The sequence below is a fragment of the Mesoflavibacter sp. CH_XMU1404-2 genome (assembly GCF_037029465.1).
Taxonomy (GTDB): domain Bacteria; phylum Bacteroidota; class Bacteroidia; order Flavobacteriales; family Flavobacteriaceae; genus Mesoflavibacter.
On sequence record NZ_JAYMEM010000009.1, the window covers coordinates 1 to 17,818 of the forward strand.

Below are 17,818 nucleotides of genomic sequence, written 5' to 3' on the forward strand. Positions count from 1 at the left end.
CCAATTGCTAAATCCATCTGCATTACAATTTGCTCTTACATATACTTCGTAAGCTGTACTTGGTGTTAAACCACTTGCTGGATAAGGGTTATTAGTCGATGTTGTTGTACCATCTGTTGTTGGCTCTCCTGTTCCTGCTGGTTGTACCCAAATTTGCCATTCAGTCTCTGATCCGCCTGCTAACCATGTTATATCTGCAGTGGTATCTCCTGTTGTTACAGCAGTTATACCTGTTACGTCTGCACATGCTGGTGGCATTTGAGAATATAGTGTTGGAGAACTAAAACACATTCCCCATCCCCAAATTCCTCCATCATCATAAAATAGACGGTATTTAAAACCAGATAATTGTGTAGCAGTAAAACCAGCTATGTTTAATTGGTCTGTAGTATAAGCTTCAGATGTTCCTGCACAAAAATCATTTGTTGGAGGTGTAGCTGTATCTGCTTGAATTGGTGATCCCCATGGATTCCATGTTCCTGCATCTGCATCCCAATATTCAACTCCGATAGCATCAGAACTTATCCAGTTGAAAACATAATCTGTGTCAACAAATAGCCAAGTTTCGCCTGCACTAAATGCTGCTGTTAAATCAATTACTGGTGATTCTGCTTGTATAGCATCTGTGCTACCACTACCTGCATCATCATCATCAAAAGCAAAATTTGCTGTTGTAGTTGGGTCTGCTTCAAAAGCAGCTGGATCTGTATTGTAAGTACCTGTTACAGTCCAGTTAGTATTTGGCCAGTTTGCTGGCTGATTGATTACCTGAGCTTGAACAATAATACTAAATAATAGTAAAATTAGTAGAGTAATTTTTTTCATAGGTATGAAATGATTGTGTTAGTTTAATTTATGTGATAAACATCCCAAATTTCATTTGGAAACTTAAAGGTATATTATTTATAACACTATTTTAACTCAGATAGACATAATGTTGTTTTTTTTCGATGAAATGTTAGCTTTATGTTAAAATTGATGATTAATTTTCTGTGTTTTCAATTTTTTAATGAGAAATTTCTATAAATCGTTTGATTTCGTTGCCATATTCATCAGTTACAGTGATTAAATATTCACCTTCATTTGGCTGGATTGCCATATTATGAATTGTTGATGTTTCACCTAAAAACTTATTGTCCAAATACCAATACAATTTTGTGTTTGGTTTTGAGTGTGCAACTTTTAAAATCAGATCGTTAGTTTTTTCATTAAAATCTTTTGGTAGAAATACCGTTTTAATGTCTTTAGGGTAGATAAATTCCATTGTTTCTTTTTTATAACCAATACAATCATTTCTAAATGGCGGTAAAGGTTTGTAAAATGGATGCTTATCTTTATAATAATGAGCCATCAAAGGAGGTAAAACAAACCAAGATGTATTTTTAATTTCGTTTATATTTTTACAAGAAGAATTAACTTGAAAACTCTCGGTTTTATCCAAGTGTACCAATTTGTGATAAGGGCAAGCTTCGGTCTTTAAGCCACTTTTTTGAATGTATTTTTCATCTACATTAATACAGTTAACAGAAGCTCTGTAACCGCTAACAGCGCATATATTTACCTTTTTCATTTCATCAAAAGGTTTTTGAAACCATTGACTATTAGGCAGCAAATCAAAAACATCAAAAAGTATTGGTGCAGCTGCTTGTACACCAACTAAGCCAGGTCTTCCTTCGCCATCTGCATTACCAACCCAAACACCAACAACGTAATCTTTTGTAGTGCCTATAGCCCATGCGTCTCTAAAACCATAGCTAGTTCCTGTTTTCCAAGCAATTTGTTTAGAATTATCAAAAAACTCCCAATTATCATCACCTTCAGGTCTGTTTACTTCTTTTAAGCTTTCATAAGTTAAGTAGATGGAAGCGGCATCAAAAAGGGTTTTTTCATTTGATTTTTTACCAAAGTCAATTTCTTCATTTTCAAAAAATGTTGGTTCGCAAAACTCGTTACTAAAATATTCGCTTGACGTTTCATTAAAATGATTAATTGTAGAAGAAAACGCTGCATAACTTTTACATAAATCCCAAAGGTTACTTTCGGCACCACCAAGAACCAAAGATAATCCGTAGTGGTTGGCATTAAACCTGATATCTTTAAGGTGAAGATTTTTTAAATAATAATGAAATCTGTCCAAGCCAAAATCTTGTAACATCCTAACAGCAGGAACGTTTAAAGATCTTGATAACGCTCGTTTTGCTGGTACAGCACCATCAAACTCTTTATTGAAATTCTCTGGTGAATAATCGCCAAATTGTGTTGGTACATCTGCAACTAAAGTGTTTGGTAAAATATCTCCAGCGTCTAGCATTGCAGCATATAAAAAAGGTTTTAAAATACTACCAGTGCTACGAGGTTTGTTTATAATATCTACACTGTTTTGATGATTTTTATCTGTAGGAGCATTACCTACATAGGTTAAAACTTTTCTAGTTTTTACATCCAAAATAAGGACTGAAATATTATAAATTTCATTTTGTTTTAATGTGTTATAATGGTTAAAAACAATAGAGTTAGTTTGCTGTTGAAGATTTTTGTTTACACTAGTTTTAATGCGTTGTCCTTTGTTGTTTTTTGCAATAGTTTGCATTAAATGTGGTGCAATTTGTGGTAACGGATAAGGTTTTTGTGGTAACCCTTCGGATATTGAAAGGTTGTAAGTTAAACTATCAATAGTTTGATTTTCTAAAAGTTTTTTGAGTAATCGGTTGCGTTTGTTTAAAAGTTGTGTTTGATTTTTACCAGGGTATATAAGACTTGGCGCATTAGGTAAAACGGCTAAAGTAGCACTTTCTGCCCAAGATAAATCTTCAGAATTTCTATTAAAATATCGCCACGAAGCTGCATCTAAACCAACAACATTTCCGCCAAAAGGCGCATGACTGGCGTACAATGCTAAAATTTCATCTTTATTATGTCTAAATTCTAGTCGCGTTGCTAAGATAATTTCTTTAAATTTTTCCCAGTAAGTACGCTGTTTTCCCTTTCGCGATAAGCGTATGACTTGTTGTGTAATAGTGCTTCCGCCTCGTTTAATTTCACCAGAATCTATATTTTCCTTTAAGGCTTTAAAAATTGAAATTAGATTAAAACCAGGATGATTGTAAAAATACTCGTCTTCAAAAGCGATAATGCAAGTTTTAAATTTATCAGGAACCGAATCATTTTCAGGAAAACGCCATTGGCCATCATCTGCAATTAAAGCGCCTAATAACTCGTTTTTATTACTTGTAATTACCGTTGCAGTTGGGTCTTTAAAAAGGTGTTTTGGTAAGCAAAAATAGTAAGCCACAAGTAGTAAAAACAACACGATGGTTTTCTTTTTATTGTTTTTAAAGTAGGCTAACAGTCTTTGCATTAAAAAGTTATAGTTTAAACGAAGTTTTAAAAAGTGAATTTAAGCATTTAACATTAAAAATGGCTAATTAATCTATATCTTTAAAACGTGAAAAATAACAGTATACTTCTTAAAATAATTATAATTTTTATTGCTTTTTTTTCTTTTGAAAAAGGGCATGCTCAGTTAGGTTTTTGTAACGGAAATTCTGGAGATCCCATCTTTACAGAAACCTTTGGTACAGGAACAACACAAACTCCATTACCTGCTGGTACAACGACTTATACTTTTTCTTCCGGTACACCAAATGATGGTTTTTATACGGTCTCAAGTTCAACCGCGTTTTTTGATTGGCATGACGTGCCAGATCACACAGAAGGTGATGCTAACGGAAAATGCTTAATTGTAAATGCAGATTTTACTGCTGGAGAATTTTACAGGACGACAATTACGGGACTTTGCGAAAATACGTCTTATGAGTTTTCAGCATTCTTAATAAATCTTTCAAAAAATACAGGTTGTGGAGGAAACAATATTCCAATAAATGTAAGGTTTGAAATTTGGGATGACACAGATACAACACTTCTTGCTAGTGGTGATACAGGAGAAATTGATGCACAAGCTTCACCAAATTGGGAGCAATATGGACTAGTTTTTCAGACCTTACCAGCGCAAACCGAAGTTATTTTAAAAATGAGAAATAACGGTGCTGGTGGTTGTGGTAATGATCTTGCAATTGATGATATTATCTTTAAATCATGTGGAGATAATGTAACGGTACAAAATACAAGTAATGAAAGTGATATTTTCATTTGCGAAACACAAATACCTTATAATCTAAATCTACAAGCTAATCCTGACGGCACAATTTTTAACACTTACGCTTACCAATGGGAAAGCTCTACAGATGGTGTAAATTGGACAGAAATTGCAGGTGAAACCAATCAGAATTTAAACATCAACGTTAACACCACATCTTTGTACCGCGTTAAAGTAGCCGAAGATGCTATAAACCTAGCTAATGCTTTGTGTAATGTGATTTCAGATGAATTTTCTATCACGATAGTACCAACACCATCAGCACCTGTTAGTAACGGCGATGTTACTATTTGTGAAGACCAAAATCAGCCATTAGAAGTTACTGTTCCAACAGATATAACTGTAAATTGGTATGACGCTATTTCTGGAGGAAATTTACTTGAAGAAAACAGCACCAGCTTTTCATCAGAAAATGAAGGCACTTATTATGCTGAAGCGATTTCGGTTAACGGAAATTGCATCTCAAATATCAGAACAGCAGTAACGCTTACTTTTTCGCAATTACCACAAGTTTACGATGAAGAAGTCTTTTTCTGTGAAGGCGAAAGTATTGAAATTAGCGTAGACATCAATAACATGAGTTACCTATGGAATACAGGTGAAACAACCGAAAGTATTACTGTTTCAACCGAAGGTGTTTATACTGTAGATGTTACAAATCTTGATGGTTGTACAGTGACAAAAACAATTGATGTTATACAGTTAGATGCACCGATAATTGCTGAAGTTTATACAGAAAATAACGACTTAGTAATTACTACCGAAAACCAAGGAGATTTTTCTTATTCTATAGACGGAATTAACTATCAAAACGCACCAGTTTTTGAAAATCTTGAAGGAGGAAGATATACCGTTTATGTTAGAGAAAATAGTGATTGTGGTATAGATACTCAAACCTTTATTCATTTTATAGTGCCAAAATTTTTCACGCCAAATAATGATACTTACCATGATACTTGGCGATTAAAAGACATAGAGTATTATGCGTCTTCTGAAGTGCAAATTTTTGACCGTTACGGTAAACTCCTTTTTTATAGAAAGAATAAACCAATTGCTTGGGATGGAATGTTAAGAAGACAACCATTACCAACTTCAGATTATTGGTATGTTATTATTATTAATGGGCAACGTCGCGTTGGACATTTTACATTGAAGCGATAAAAAAATCTAGTCTAGGCTATTCAAAAAGGCTTTTAATTCGTCAATTTTTTGAGAACCGATTAAAAACTTTTTACCGTTTTTAAGTTCTAATGCTAAACCCATTTTTCCTTTAATGTTGTAAACGGTTCCGTAATTGGTCCACAATCTAATTCCCCAACCGCCAACAAAACCATAATTTACAATTTGAGCTTTTTCAACTTCAGACCATTTTACAGCTCTTTTGGTTAACGGGAAGAAGTGGATTTTAATGTCTTGCTGCGTGATTTCGGTTCGTAATTGTATCATCCAGAAAAAAGCAATTAAAGCAAAAACAAAAACAGAAAATACAATAAGTCCTTCATCAGACATAGGCTTATCTCCCATAGGCTCTCCTAAATAAAGTTGTTTGTAAATACCAATAACAGGTAAAACACCAATACTTAGTAAGATTAGCCAAAGCCACCATTGTGTAAATTTTTGTTTTTCTGTGAATTGTTTTTTCATAGTTTAATAAGATTCGTGAGTTTGAGTGAATTTTTACGATTAGAAAGAGTGAAAATTTGTATCGAAAACAAGAATTTAAATTTAGTTCTCCATAGTTCTATTAAGCTTGTCGAAATACAATTTTTCGTTTTACTTCGACTACGCTCAGCAACCACTCAAAATTACTCGAACTGACGCTTATTTGTTACTTCTCAACCTCAATCCATTGTCCTTTATTTCTAACAAAAAACTCGTTGTCATACATGGCTTCTGCTTGGATTCCTGGTAAATAATAAGACCCTAAATAAGACGCATTAAGCATAACGTTAAAAGTTTTGGTTTCTTTTTGTTTTAAATCAAAATAGAAATTTACACGATCGTCTCTAATATCTGTAAATCGGGCTTGACTTGTTGTATTATCTCCAAAATCTGTAAAACGTGTGTTTACAATTTCCCAACCTGAAGGGAAAATTTGAGTTAAAGCCACATCATTAACGCTATAGTTTTTAGTATTAGTAATTTGTACTGTTGCAACAAAATCTTCACCTTGTTTAAGTGTTGAGATGTCTATTTTGTCACCTTTTAAGTTTTTAAAGACGACGTTTGCAGTTAATCCTCTTTGCTCTGTTAACTCTTCGCCTAAAGGTAATTTACCAGAAGTTAATACGCGCACATAAACTAAATTATCATAGTTGTTTTTAATAGTAATTTGGTTAGCTCCTTCTTTAATTTTTAAATCACGTTGTGCTAAAGCATTACTACTATTTATGGTTTCAGATTTACCATTAATGCTGTAATTAATTTTTATGCCTTTTCCTCCATTAGCAATAACCATTTTGCCCATTGCAAGTAAGCAGTATGCTGTGGTTTGAGTGCTCATCCAACGTTGGCTAGATAATTCGTTAGCAATAGTTTCAGCTAAATCTTTAAGACGTTTGTCTTTGGTAATAACCATAGTTTCTAGCGCCATAGCACGATTTCGGTCAACAGAACCATAAGTGTAATAGTTACGTTTTACAGGTTGAAACTCGATATTTGCAGTTTTAGCAACTGCGTTACTAGCTTCGGTTTGACCTGCTAAAGCATAAGCTGCTGCAAGACGCCATTTGGCTTCGTTAGATAATTCTGAAAATTCGCGCAAGCGGTTCATTGCTGCTAAATCAGGACTATCAGCCAATGCTAATGTGTACAGTCTGTAAGCTTGTGCTAAATCTGAATTGTAATTACTGTAACTAGGTCTCCAGTTTTGCGCTGCTTCTTTTTGATATTTTATCCAATTGCTTTTAAAAGTTAATGGTAATACAAAACCTTTCTTTTCGGCTTCAATCATAAAATGTCCAGCGTAACTTGTTCCCCAATCGTTAGCATTATTTTCTCCAATCCAATAACTCATACCACCATTTGGTCTTTGGAAATGACCAAGACGTTTAATTCCGTTATTAATATTATCCTGAATTTTTAGTTGTTGATCTTGAGGTAAATCAAAAATATCTGTCAAAAATAATTGAGGGAACACGCTAGATGTTGTTTGCTCTACGCAACCATGAGGATATCTAATTAAATATTCTAAACGACGCGTAAAATCCATTGGCGGTAATGTTGAAAACTCTACCGTTGCGCTGTTTGTGCCTGTAACACCAAAGGTTGAAAAATCTATAGTTTTACTCTCGTTTGCTGTTAAAGATTCGTTGTAGCTTTTAGTAGACATTGGATTAACATTTTCTACATCAATTTCAACTTTGTAGGTTGAAGTTTCGCCATTTCCAGATGCTACAACTTCAATGGTATTGATGCCTTTTGCTTTGCTAACATCCAGTTCAAAATATTCCATTTTTTCATCTGGTTTTACAAAACTTAAAGATTTTGAAGACTCACCAACTACTGAAATACCATCACTTAATTTTAATTTAAGTGATACGTTTTTCACCTTAGGTTCCATAGCAAAAACCGTTACCGGAAGTGTTACTTTTTCGCCAGGACTTAATTTGCGTGGTAATGATGCTAACACCATTAAAGGTTGTTTGACTTGTACCGATTTTTCGGCATTACCATAAGCTTCATTTTCTATATGACTAGCCACAACCATAGTTCTTACTGCGCCGATGTAATTTGGCATTTTTATGGTGTGCGATTTGCGGTCTCCAGCATCTAACTTAAATGGACCTAAAAAGGTAACAACAGGTTTAAAACGGTTGGCTTTTTTGTTTTTTCCTGCTGCTGCATTGCCATCTCCACCAATTGCAAACACTTGATCAATACTACCGCTGTATGCACCAATAACATCATCAAACATATCCCAAGTTTTTACGCCTAAAGCCTCGCGTGCGTAAAATGCATCCCAAGCATTTGGTGTTTTAAATCGGGTTAAATCAAGCAAACCTTCTTCTACAACAGCAAGTGTATACGTCATTGGTTTGTTGTTTTTTTCTGAAACAAAGACCGTGTAATCTTCTTTTGGTTTTAAGACACTTGCCATTTTAATTTCTGGATGTAAAATGGTGTTAGGATCTTCTACCATTATTGGGATTACACCATACAAACGCAACGGTAAATCGTTAGCAGTAGAGGCATGCGGTTGCATTAACGATATGTTTACAAATACGTTTGGCGCCATTTGTTTGGTAATAGGAATATCTACTGTTGTTTCCCCAGTTTCCGTTTTAACCCATCTATGTTCTATAACTTCAGAACCATTTTCTATACTAATTAACGCGCGACCAGAAGTACCAGACGGGAATGTTATTTTTGCAGTTTCTCCAACATTGTAATTGTCTTTATCTGCGGAAAACACCAACATACTTGCTGCTTCTTTGTCGTTTGATGGTTGACGTTTCCACCAATTTTTATAGAAATATGCGGTTTGACCTGTAGAATGTCCAGAAACAGGATCTTTGATTGTAATGTAATAACGACCACCTTCTTCATCAGGGACATTAATATTAAAAGACGTTTTTCCTTTAGAATTGGTATTTAATTTGCTTTCTAAAAATGGTTTGTAAAATGAACTTGAGGTGTATTTTGATAGGTTGTCATCTGAAGAATTCCACCACCAACGCCATTCAATTTTATAAACTTTTACTTCTAAACCATTACGTTGTATGGCATTACCTTGATCATCTACAACGACTAAATCGAAGTTATTATTAGCATCTGTTTCATAAGAACCGTAACGTTTTGGTTCAGGTGATTTTAAACCAACAAACGAGTTGTAAGGTGCGTAAGGCATTGTGAATGCATCCATAGAGAAATCGCCACCATTTTCAAAAGCTCTAACTAAAAATTGTGCATTTAACATTCCTGGTGCGCCTTTACCAATAGATAAGTTTTTTGTAATGTTGGCTAAACCATCTGCATCTAAATTCCCTTCAAAAATGGTCATTTCTTCTGTATTGAAAGACTTTGCAGGATCTCTAAATTTGTAATCTGGATAGTTTTTAAATCCTGAATACGAATTAGAAAACTTTGCTTTTACTTCTGCTTTTAAATTTTTTGCTGGTGCGCCATGTAGCCAGTTAACGGCTAATTTTCCTTTTAAATTAGAATTACTTTTTAGGATTTCGTCATCAAAATCTATCTTAATTTTTAGACGGTTTGGTTTAACGGTTTCAACTTTTAACCCTTTATAAAAATTAGCGCCACCAACTGTTACTTTTGCATTCCAATTACCAGTTTTGTCTTCGGTAGCTGTTGGAACAGCAAAGGTGTAAACATTGTTTAATCCGTTACTTTTAACTTCTTTAAAGGCTAATTTTCCGTTAGGGTCTGTAATTTCAAGTTTTACAGGATGACCTTTAGGTAGTTTATTTGCTACATCATTAAGCATAAATGATAAGTGAATGGTATCACCAGGTCGCCAAACACCACGTTCACCATAGATGTAACCTTTTAAACCACGTTGTAGCGTTGTGCCCGAAACATCAAATTTACTTAAGGATAAAGAGTTACCGTCGTTAAGTTTTACATAAGTAGTATTGTAACCTTTTGTTACGGTTGCAAAAGCAGCGTGCTTATTAGCACTTATAGTTGCAAAACCATTACTGTTAGTGGTTGAACTAACTATTTTTTGTTGCTGAAAATTGTATAATGCTATAGTTGCTCCTGCTTCTGGATTAGTATTTAAAATATTACTTACTGCAAATAAATAGTTGTTATTAGCTCCTTTTTTAACAATAGTACCAAGGTTAGAGCTAATTAAATTTTGAGCAATAACACGGTTAGAATTATAGTACGATTCGTGGCAAGGATTGTTGCGTTCTCTCCAGTTGTAGTTATCGTTGCGGTAGCTATAAGTTAGATTATCCCAATACTCTTCTTCTTTAAGGTCTTCGTCTTCGGTGTTAGTTTGGTTGTAATTGTCGCTGTAATAATCATCATAATAGTAATCGTCTTCGTAGTAATAATCATCATCTTCGTCATCATCACTACTAGAAGTGTTAGCATTACAGTCGTAAAGCGAATAGGCTTTTTTAAAGTCAATTTCAACTCTATAAATAGCTCCAGGATCTGCTTTAATATATTTTGAAAGATCTACGCTGTAGGTTTTCCATTTTCCGTCATTTTCTAAAGGGTTTTCAATTAAGTTAATGGTGTGTTTTACAATGCGTCTTCCTACACGTCTAATGGCTCTGCTGTTACTACTATATAGTTCATTATCTTGAAGAAATTGAAGTACATTATCTTCAAAAATCTTTATCACTCTAACATCTACTGCTTTTAAATTTACTGCTTTAAAGTTGAATTTTAATTCTTTAGAATTTGGTAAAAACACGCCACTATTTACCAATTTCACTTGTGGTTTTATATCTTCAAAAGCAATGGTTTGGCTGTAAGGTGTTTTTAATTTAAAACCATAGGTGTTTTTTATACCTTGAAATACATCAATTTTTAAATCGCCCGACATTTTGGATTGCGGATAGACTTTAAGCACATTGCCATCTACAATAAATTTTGGATTTTTAGCATTTTGAATAGTCACTAACCCATCAAAGTTTTGCTGTTTTTTTATTGGGTCAGAAAAGTTGATAGATAAAAACTGTTCTGGTAATTGAAACACTTCTACATCAACAATTTTAAAGTTGTTAATACCAGGAATAGTTACTTTGTTTTCTCCAGAATTATCTGCATTTATTGGCTTCCCGTTCCATTTTACTAAAATATCTGTATCATCAATTTTTCTTGTAATACTATCTATCTTAAATTCAAAATATTTTGAAGGAAGCAGTTTTTCATCCCAAACAATGCTTAATTTTTTTCCATCTTGACTAGCTTCTACTAACTGTTTTACTTTATCAACAGTAGTGATATCTGCTAACTTTAAAACACCATTTAAATATTGCAATTCTTTGGTGTAAGATTGTAAGTTATTGGTTTCGATTACAAAATTTGGTGTAATGGTTTTAAAACTAAAATCGTAAGTATCAAAACCATCAGGTAAATCGTTGTAAAGATCTTTTAGTTTTACAGAGACTGTATATTCTGTATCTGGTGATAAATTTTCATCAGGAATAAAAGTAAACGCGTGGTCATTTACAACTTTAAGTTGTCCTTCTACATAAGGCTTAATTTTAAAAATACTTTTGTCTAATTCTTTGTCAGCTTCCCAACCTGTGACGGTTTTTGCAAGACTAACATTAATGTGATCTGCAACCGATATTCGACCAGCAGTAGTATAACTTATATAGTCTCTAAATTTAAAAAGGTTGTCGGTTTCGGTGGTTTTGTCTTTGCAGGAAAGTGTTAAAAAAAACACTAACAAAATGGCGTAGAAAGATTTTAATTGCATTGATTAACAGGTTTTATAAGATGAATATTTAACAAGAAGATTCATGTTAAATAAATTACGTTAACATTTTATGATTTAGTGTGCGTTACTATGTTAAATAAATGATAAATTTAATAATGAAAACTGAGATAACTTCAGAATTTAAAACGAAAAATAATCAGTAATAAATTTAGCAATTTTTAAACGGTTTTTATGCTAAATAACCAATGAAATATTAGTATATTCGCTAAAAATTAAATAATTCGTAAAAAAGAAACATTTATGGAAGCAATTGCTACCGATTTCGGAATAAAAGAAGCTTTAAAACAATTAGGTATTAAAGACGTTAATGATGGAACTTCTACTGGCTCTGATAGCTTTGGAAGTGGTGAGTTAATTTCATCTTACTCTCCAACAGACGGACAACTTATTGCAAAAGTTTCTACGACAACAAGAGAAGACTACGATAAAGTTATAAAAACAGCTCAAGACGCCTTTTTACAGTTTAGAGCTATGCCTGCACCACAAAGAGGTGAAATTGTAAGACAATTTGGTAATCGTTTAAGAGAATTAAAGGAACCATTAGGTAAATTAGTGTCTTACGAAATGGGTAAATCTTTACAAGAAGGTTACGGAGAAGTACAAGAAATGATAGACATCTGCGACTTTGCAGTAGGTTTATCTAGACAGTTAAACGGGCAAACCATTCCTTCGGAAAGACCAGGTCACGTTATGAGAGAGCAGTGGCACTCTTTGGGTATTGTTGGAATCATTTCAGCATTTAACTTTCCAGTTGCTGTTTGGTCTTGGAACACAGCATTAGCATGGGTTTGTGGTGATGTTTGTGTTTGGAAAGCTTCAGAAAAAGCACCACTTTGTGCAGTAGCTTGTCAAAATATTATTGCTGAGGTATTAAAAGAAAATAATTTACCTGAAGGTATTTCTTGTATTATAAACGGAGATTACAAAGTAGGAGAATTTATGACAACAGATCATAGAATTCCGTTAATCTCTGCAACAGGATCTACACGTATGGGACGTATTGTTGGTAAAACAGTAGCCGAGCGTTTTGGTAAATCTTTATTAGAATTAGGAGGAAACAACGCTATAATTATTACACCAACTGCAGATTTAAAAGTAGTTGTGCCTGGTGCAGTATTTGGTGCTGTTGGTACTTGCGGACAACGTTGTACAAGTACACGTCGTTTAATTATTCACGAATCTGTTTACGATAAAGTAAGAGACGCTATTGTTGGTGCATACAAGCAATTAACTATTGGTAATCCGTTAGACGAGAAAAACCACATTGGACCATTAATCGATAAAGACTCAGTAAACACGTATTTATCTGCAATAGAAAAAGCAAAAGCTGAAGGTGGAAATGTACTAGTTGAAGGTGGTGTTTTAGAAGGAGAAGGTTACGAGTCTGGTTGCTACGTAAAACCAGCAATTATTGAGGCAGAAAATGACTTTGACATTGTACAAACCGAAACTTTTGCACCAATTTTATATTTAATGAAATACTCTGGCGATGTAGAAAATGCAATCGAAATGCAAAACGGAGTTGCGCAAGGATTATCTTCTGCAATTATGACTAACGAAATGAAAGAAGCAGAAAAGTTTTTATCTTTTGCAGGAAGCGACTGCGGTATTGCCAACGTAAACATTGGTACTTCCGGAGCAGAAATTGGAGGTGCTTTTGGAGGCGAAAAAGAAACTGGTGGCGGACGTGAGTCCGGATCTGATGCTTGGAAGGTTTACATGCGTAGACAAACCAACACGGTAAACTACTCAGACCAATTACCTTTAGCACAAGGTATTAAGTTTGACTTATAATATAATTTCGCTTTCGCGGAAGTTAAGCCACATCTTTTTTGATGTGGCTTTTTTATTTTCATAAAATTTAACCTAAAATTTTAGTTTTTTATCGATTATTTGTGTTTGATACAAATAATTAATAATCAAACAGTTAAAAAATCACGATTTTTTTAATAACTTAATACTCATAATATTAAAAACTAACCATTATGAGTAAAAAATCTAGATACCTTCTTGGTATTTTACTTACCATCATAATCGGTACAGTCTTGTACTGGTTTTTTTGTTGTCAATATTGCACCGGTAATATTGAGAATAACCAAAAAGATGTGTCCGTAGCACCAGAAGTAACTATCAAACCAATTAAACTTAATGATCCAGATGGAGATTTCAATTTAGAAATTAAAGACAATTTTAGTTTCAAATTTTCAGATTACCATTTTATCGAGCCAATTTCACCCGAATTAAATCAAGGTTTAGATCAAATAGTAACTTATTTAAATAATCATCCAGACAAGTCACTAGACGTTAAAGGTTTTTACAAGTCTGTAGAGATTAATAACTCGGCATTTCCTACCATTGGGTTAGCACGTGCTAACGTGATAAAAAATCTTATGGCTTCAAAAGGTGTAAATTTTAAAAATATAAATACATATGGTGTTTTAGATAACGATTTAAATCGAGAAAATGATACTATAAATGGATGTATAAGCTTTAAAATCTCCGCATTTAAAGAAAGAAATTCTGATCAAGATGAAGCTTTAAAAGATTTAGCTAAAAGTATTAAAGCTAATCCGTTAATACTTCATTTTGAAACAGCTCAAACTAATATTTTTCTAACTAAAGAACAACGACAAAAAGTGGCAGATATGGTTGATTATGTATATAAAGTAGATGGTGCAAGTATTACGGTAACCGGACATACAGATAATCAAGGTAGCAGAGATACTAATATAAAAGTTGGACAAGAAAGAGCAGATTTTGCTAAAAACTATTTAATAGATAACGGTATTTCTTCAAGTAAAATATCAAGTACTTCTTTAGGTCCAGATCAACCTATTGCAGACAATACTACCGAAGAAGGTAGAGCAGAAAACAGACGAGTTGTAATAACCATTAACTAAAAAAATAAAACCATGAGAATATTATTAATTAGCATACCGTGTTGGTTAATTCCTACTTTGGTAGGATTAATTTGCGCAATTTTAGGATACTTATTAGGTAAACTACTAAACAGAAGTAATGATAATAATGAAAATATTGATATTTATAAAAATCGAATTTCTAAATTAGAAACAGATTTAGCAGCTTGTATGTCAAGTAAAGAAGTGTCTCATACTTCTGGATTAGCAAATACTATTGCTCCCAAAGCATCAGGTATTGAAGCTGTTGTTTTTAATGCAGATGCAGCTAAAACAGCTTTAGGGAAAAAAATAAAAGAAAACGATTTAACTGTTGTTGAAGGTATTGGGCCAAAAATAAAAGAATTGTTCCATAGTCATAACGTTACAACTTGGGCAGATTTAGCCAATTGTACAATAGAAAAATGTCAAGAGGTATTAAAATCTGGCGGAAAACGTTTTGAAATACACAAACCAGGAACTTGGCCAAAACAAGCTGAAATGGCTGCAAAAGGCGAGTGGCAAAAACTAAAAGATTGGCAAGACCAATTAGATGGCGGAAAATAAAAACAGTCTATTATTATAAAGCAAAAACCACTTTCGGTAAGATAGTGGTTTTTTGTGTAACCTTAATTCAATGCCGAAACTTTATCGGGAGAACTAAGGTTTTATAGAAAGTTAATTAATAGCACTGTAAAAATATTACTTAAATGACTATCTTAATTAACTAATTTATAGATGGTTATAAATTTTGTATAGTTGGTAATAAATGGCTTACTAACTGTATTTTACCTTTCTTAAAATCCTAACCGTATCTTTATATTTTTGATAGACTTCAGGATAGTTTTTTAAAAATGGTTTAGCTTCGTGAAGCTTATCTATAGCTTCATGAAATAAATTTAAATAACATATTAGATACGTTTCTGGTAAGTTGTTTAGATCTCGTAATTCTACTTTATTTAAAGAAATTCCTTTTTTTAATTTTTCTAAGATGGAATTATTCGCATTATAAACATGATACAAAACCTTTTTATCGTATTGTGGCGGATTAAAAACCAGGGTAGAATCTATATTGTAATTGGCATTGTCGTTAAAACTAATCACGGTTTCTTCTAACGGATAATATTTATAATGATTTTGAATACCAAGTTGTACATATTCTAAAATTGAAAACGAATTATCGTCATAACGTATAGCTACTTCATCTAAAGTTGAATAAAATAATCGTACTTGCTCGTTAACTAGTTCTATATCTACTCTAGAGTAAAACGTTTCATCTTTAACCACTTTTTTATCGCCTGCCCAACACACAATAAAATATTCTTTAAAGACCAAGTACTTTGGGTTGTAATCTTGTCTTTTTTGCATAAAATCTATAACGCCATCTAAAATATGCTGAATGTTATTTTGTGCATGTTTCTCTATAGAAGCTACAATTTCAGAATTTACATCTTTAATCTCTATGTCAAATACTTTGGGCATACTCATACTTCCGTCTCTAAAAAATACAGAGCCGCCATAATATTTCCAGATGTTTTTTCTAAGAGACGTTAAGCCTTCATTAGGTCTAATGGTCACTAAACCAACAACTTTATCGTCTGGCAAATGCGGAAAAGGTATATTTTCATACTGAACAATTGGCGGATTGGTTAAATAGGCATTTATCAAATTCTGAATTTTAGAATCATCAAAAAAGTCTACGCCAATAATTTTGTTGTCCTCGTCTTCAACACCAATAACGATGTAAGAATTATTTTTAGGGTTAGAGTTAGATAACGCGCAAATGTGTTTTAAAAACTTAGCTTTTCCTTCTTTTTGACTAATATCAATTTTTCGCTTTTTGTCATAAAAACTGTTCTCATCATTATGAGCTAATAAGTTTTTAATTAAAAGGCGTTTGTTAATCATGGTTTAAAGCATTTCTATTTCTTTTCTCAAATTTTCTCTAGCTTTTCGTTCTAATCTATTTTTAGAATCTGGCGTAAAATATATTTGGTCTCTTTCTAAAAAGTGTTTTAAGACCTTTTTTCGACCTGGATTATAAAGAAAATCAGGATAAATTTTATATTCTTTTCTTATAGATTTAATGTATTCATTATATGTTTCCCAAGTTGAACCTAGTATTGATAAATCTAAGTCTAAAAGGTAAGCATTATCTAAATTTTGGTTTAATATTATATTATGCTTTTTAGTTGAAACAATTAAAATTTCAACCTTTTTAATTGATTTTGAATTAAAATTGAATGTTTTTAATCTCTTTTTAGCCAATTCTCCACTTTTTTCTTCATTATCTTTTTGTGTAGATTTGTAGATGATATCGTGATACCAAATGGCAAATTTTAATTCTGAAAGGTTAGTTATTTCACTTTGAAAAGTTTCAACTTGAAATAGCATATTATGAATGTGAGTTAGGTTGTGGTAATGTCTAGACTTATTAGAGTACTGAGTGCTTATTTCTTCCCAGTATTTCAAAATTAAATCTGCATCATTACAATATTTGAATGCTAGATTTTGCCATTCATTTTTTAACCAATCTTTCATTTACTAGTTTTTATTCACAATAGTACTACTTGCCTGCGCAGTACAAAACATTAATACATCTGCAAGGTTAACATGAGCTGGACGTGATACAGCAAAATAAATAACTTCGGCAACATCTTCTGCCTGTAAAGCTTTGTAACCAGTGTAAACGGTATCTGCTTTGGCGTCTCCTTTAAAACGCACTTTAGAAAATTCGGTTTCGACTAATCCAGGATTTATGGCTGTAACTTTAATCCCGAAAGGGTTAAGGTCAATACGCATACCTTCGGTAATGGCAACAACTGCGTGTTTACTTCCGCAGTAAACATTTCCGTTGGGATATACTTCTTTTCCTGCAGAAGAACCAATGTTAATAATATGTCCGCTTTTACGCTTGGTCATATTTGGGATTATGGCTTTGCTAACATAAAGTAAGCCTTTAACGTTAATGTCCATCATTTTATCCCAATCGTCCAAGCTTCCGTCTTGAATTGGATCTAAACCATGTGCATTACCAGCATTGTTTATTAAGATATCTATGTTTTTAAATGCTTCTGGTAAAGAATTAATAGCATCAAAAACGGCAACTTTATCACTAACATCAAAATTAAGTGTATGTACATTGGTTTGTTTTGATAAGGCTTTTTTTATAGTGTCTAAGCGCTCTTGGCGCCTTCCACAAAGTATAAGTTTGATGCCATGTTTGGCAAATTCGTGTGCTGTTGCTCTTCCTATTCCGCTTGTTGCTCCTGTTATTAACGCAGTTTTAACCATTATGCTAAATTAAAGTTAAAGAATAATCCATGTTACAATTGATGG

General features: G+C 33.0%; 11 protein-coding genes. 4 read left to right on the forward strand and 7 right to left on the reverse strand.

Features of this window, described 5'->3' with window-relative positions:
- Together WA327_RS06025 and pbpC are read right to left on the reverse strand one after the other, a co-directional pair.
- On the reverse strand, window positions 1-825 hold an 825-nt coding region (locus WA327_RS06025; RefSeq protein ID WP_336067610.1), incomplete at its 3' end, for a fibronectin type III domain-containing protein.
- A gap of 181 nt (window positions 826-1,006) precedes the next feature.
- Complete coding sequence (gene pbpC / locus WA327_RS06030; RefSeq protein ID WP_336067612.1) at window positions 1,007-3,358, reverse strand: penicillin-binding protein 1C; 2,352 nt, start codon at window positions 3,356-3,358, stop codon at window positions 1,007-1,009.
- An 87-nt stretch (window positions 3,359-3,445) separates the two neighbouring features.
- Between pbpC and WA327_RS06035 the strand changes: the two genes are divergently transcribed.
- On the forward strand, window positions 3,446-5,317 hold the full coding sequence (locus WA327_RS06035) for a T9SS type B sorting domain-containing protein (protein WP_336067616.1): 1,872 nt from the start codon (window positions 3,446-3,448) through the stop codon (window positions 5,315-5,317).
- A gap of 6 nt (window positions 5,318-5,323) precedes the next feature.
- On the opposite strand, the gene WA327_RS06040 is transcribed toward WA327_RS06035, so the two are convergent.
- Together WA327_RS06040 and WA327_RS06045 are read right to left on the reverse strand one after the other, a co-directional pair.
- On the reverse strand, window positions 5,324-5,800 hold the full coding sequence (locus WA327_RS06040; protein ID WP_336067618.1) for a hypothetical protein: 477 nt from the start codon (window positions 5,798-5,800) through the stop codon (window positions 5,324-5,326).
- Window positions 5,801-5,984: 184 nt separating this feature from the next.
- Complete coding sequence (locus WA327_RS06045; RefSeq protein WP_336067621.1) at window positions 5,985-11,561, reverse strand: MG2 domain-containing protein; 5,577 nt, start codon at window positions 11,559-11,561, stop codon at window positions 5,985-5,987.
- 261 nt (window positions 11,562-11,822) lie between these two features.
- Between WA327_RS06045 and WA327_RS06050 the strand changes: the two genes are divergently transcribed.
- The 3 genes from WA327_RS06050 (at window position 11,823) to WA327_RS06060 (ending at window position 15,046) form a co-directional block, all read left to right on the forward strand.
- Window positions 11,823-13,376: an aldehyde dehydrogenase family protein gene (locus WA327_RS06050; protein WP_336067624.1), complete on the forward strand. Its 1,554-nt coding sequence runs from the start codon at window positions 11,823-11,825 to the stop codon at window positions 13,374-13,376.
- 191 nt (window positions 13,377-13,567) lie between these two features.
- Entirely contained in the window at window positions 13,568-14,482 is a 915-nt protein-coding gene (locus WA327_RS06055; RefSeq protein ID WP_336067626.1) for an OmpA family protein, read from the forward strand.
- Between the two features lie 12 nt (window positions 14,483-14,494).
- The gene (locus WA327_RS06060; protein ID WP_336067629.1) at window positions 14,495-15,046 is read left to right on the forward strand and encodes a hypothetical protein; all 552 of its coding nucleotides are present in this window, start codon (window positions 14,495-14,497) and stop codon (window positions 15,044-15,046) included.
- A gap of 210 nt (window positions 15,047-15,256) precedes the next feature.
- Here WA327_RS06060 and WA327_RS06065 read toward each other — a convergent pair whose 3' ends face one another.
- The 3 genes from WA327_RS06065 to WA327_RS06075 are packed head-to-tail and all read right to left on the reverse strand — an operon-like array spanning window position 15,257 to window position 17,773.
- Window positions 15,257-16,387 carry an ATP-binding protein gene (locus WA327_RS06065; RefSeq protein WP_304140312.1) on the reverse strand — a complete coding sequence of 377 codons (1,131 nt, stop codon included), beginning with the start codon at window positions 16,385-16,387 and terminating at the stop codon, window positions 15,257-15,259.
- Window positions 16,388-16,390: 3 nt separating this feature from the next.
- Window positions 16,391-17,020: a hypothetical protein gene (locus WA327_RS06070; protein ID WP_336067633.1), complete on the reverse strand. Its 630-nt coding sequence runs from the start codon at window positions 17,018-17,020 to the stop codon at window positions 16,391-16,393.
- Between the two features lie 3 nt (window positions 17,021-17,023).
- Entirely contained in the window at window positions 17,024-17,773 is a 750-nt protein-coding gene (locus WA327_RS06075; RefSeq protein WP_336067635.1) for an SDR family NAD(P)-dependent oxidoreductase, read from the reverse strand.
- Window positions 17,774-17,818: the final 45 nt, after the last annotated feature.

Excerpts from the sequence above, each read along its gene's own strand:
- WA327_RS06040 (WP_336067618.1), bottom strand. The coding sequence starts at position 5,800 with ATGAAAAAACAATTCACAGAAAAACAAAAATTTACACAATGGTGGCTT.
- WA327_RS06075 (WP_336067635.1), bottom strand. The coding sequence starts at position 17,773 with ATGGTTAAAACTGCGTTAATAACAGGAGCAACAAGCGGAATAGGAAGA.
- WA327_RS06055 (WP_336067626.1), top strand. The coding sequence starts at position 13,568 with ATGAGTAAAAAATCTAGATACCTTCTTGGTATTTTACTTACCATCATA.
- pbpC (WP_336067612.1), bottom strand. The coding sequence starts at position 3,358 with ATGCAAAGACTGTTAGCCTACTTTAAAAACAATAAAAAGAAAACCATC.
- WA327_RS06065 (WP_304140312.1), bottom strand. The coding sequence starts at position 16,387 with ATGATTAACAAACGCCTTTTAATTAAAAACTTATTAGCTCATAATGAT.
- WA327_RS06060 (WP_336067629.1), top strand. The coding sequence starts at position 14,495 with ATGAGAATATTATTAATTAGCATACCGTGTTGGTTAATTCCTACTTTG.
- WA327_RS06070 (WP_336067633.1), bottom strand. The coding sequence starts at position 17,020 with ATGAAAGATTGGTTAAAAAATGAATGGCAAAATCTAGCATTCAAATAT.
- WA327_RS06050 (WP_336067624.1), top strand. The coding sequence starts at position 11,823 with ATGGAAGCAATTGCTACCGATTTCGGAATAAAAGAAGCTTTAAAACAA.
- WA327_RS06045 (WP_336067621.1), bottom strand. The coding sequence starts at position 11,561 with ATGCAATTAAAATCTTTCTACGCCATTTTGTTAGTGTTTTTTTTAACA.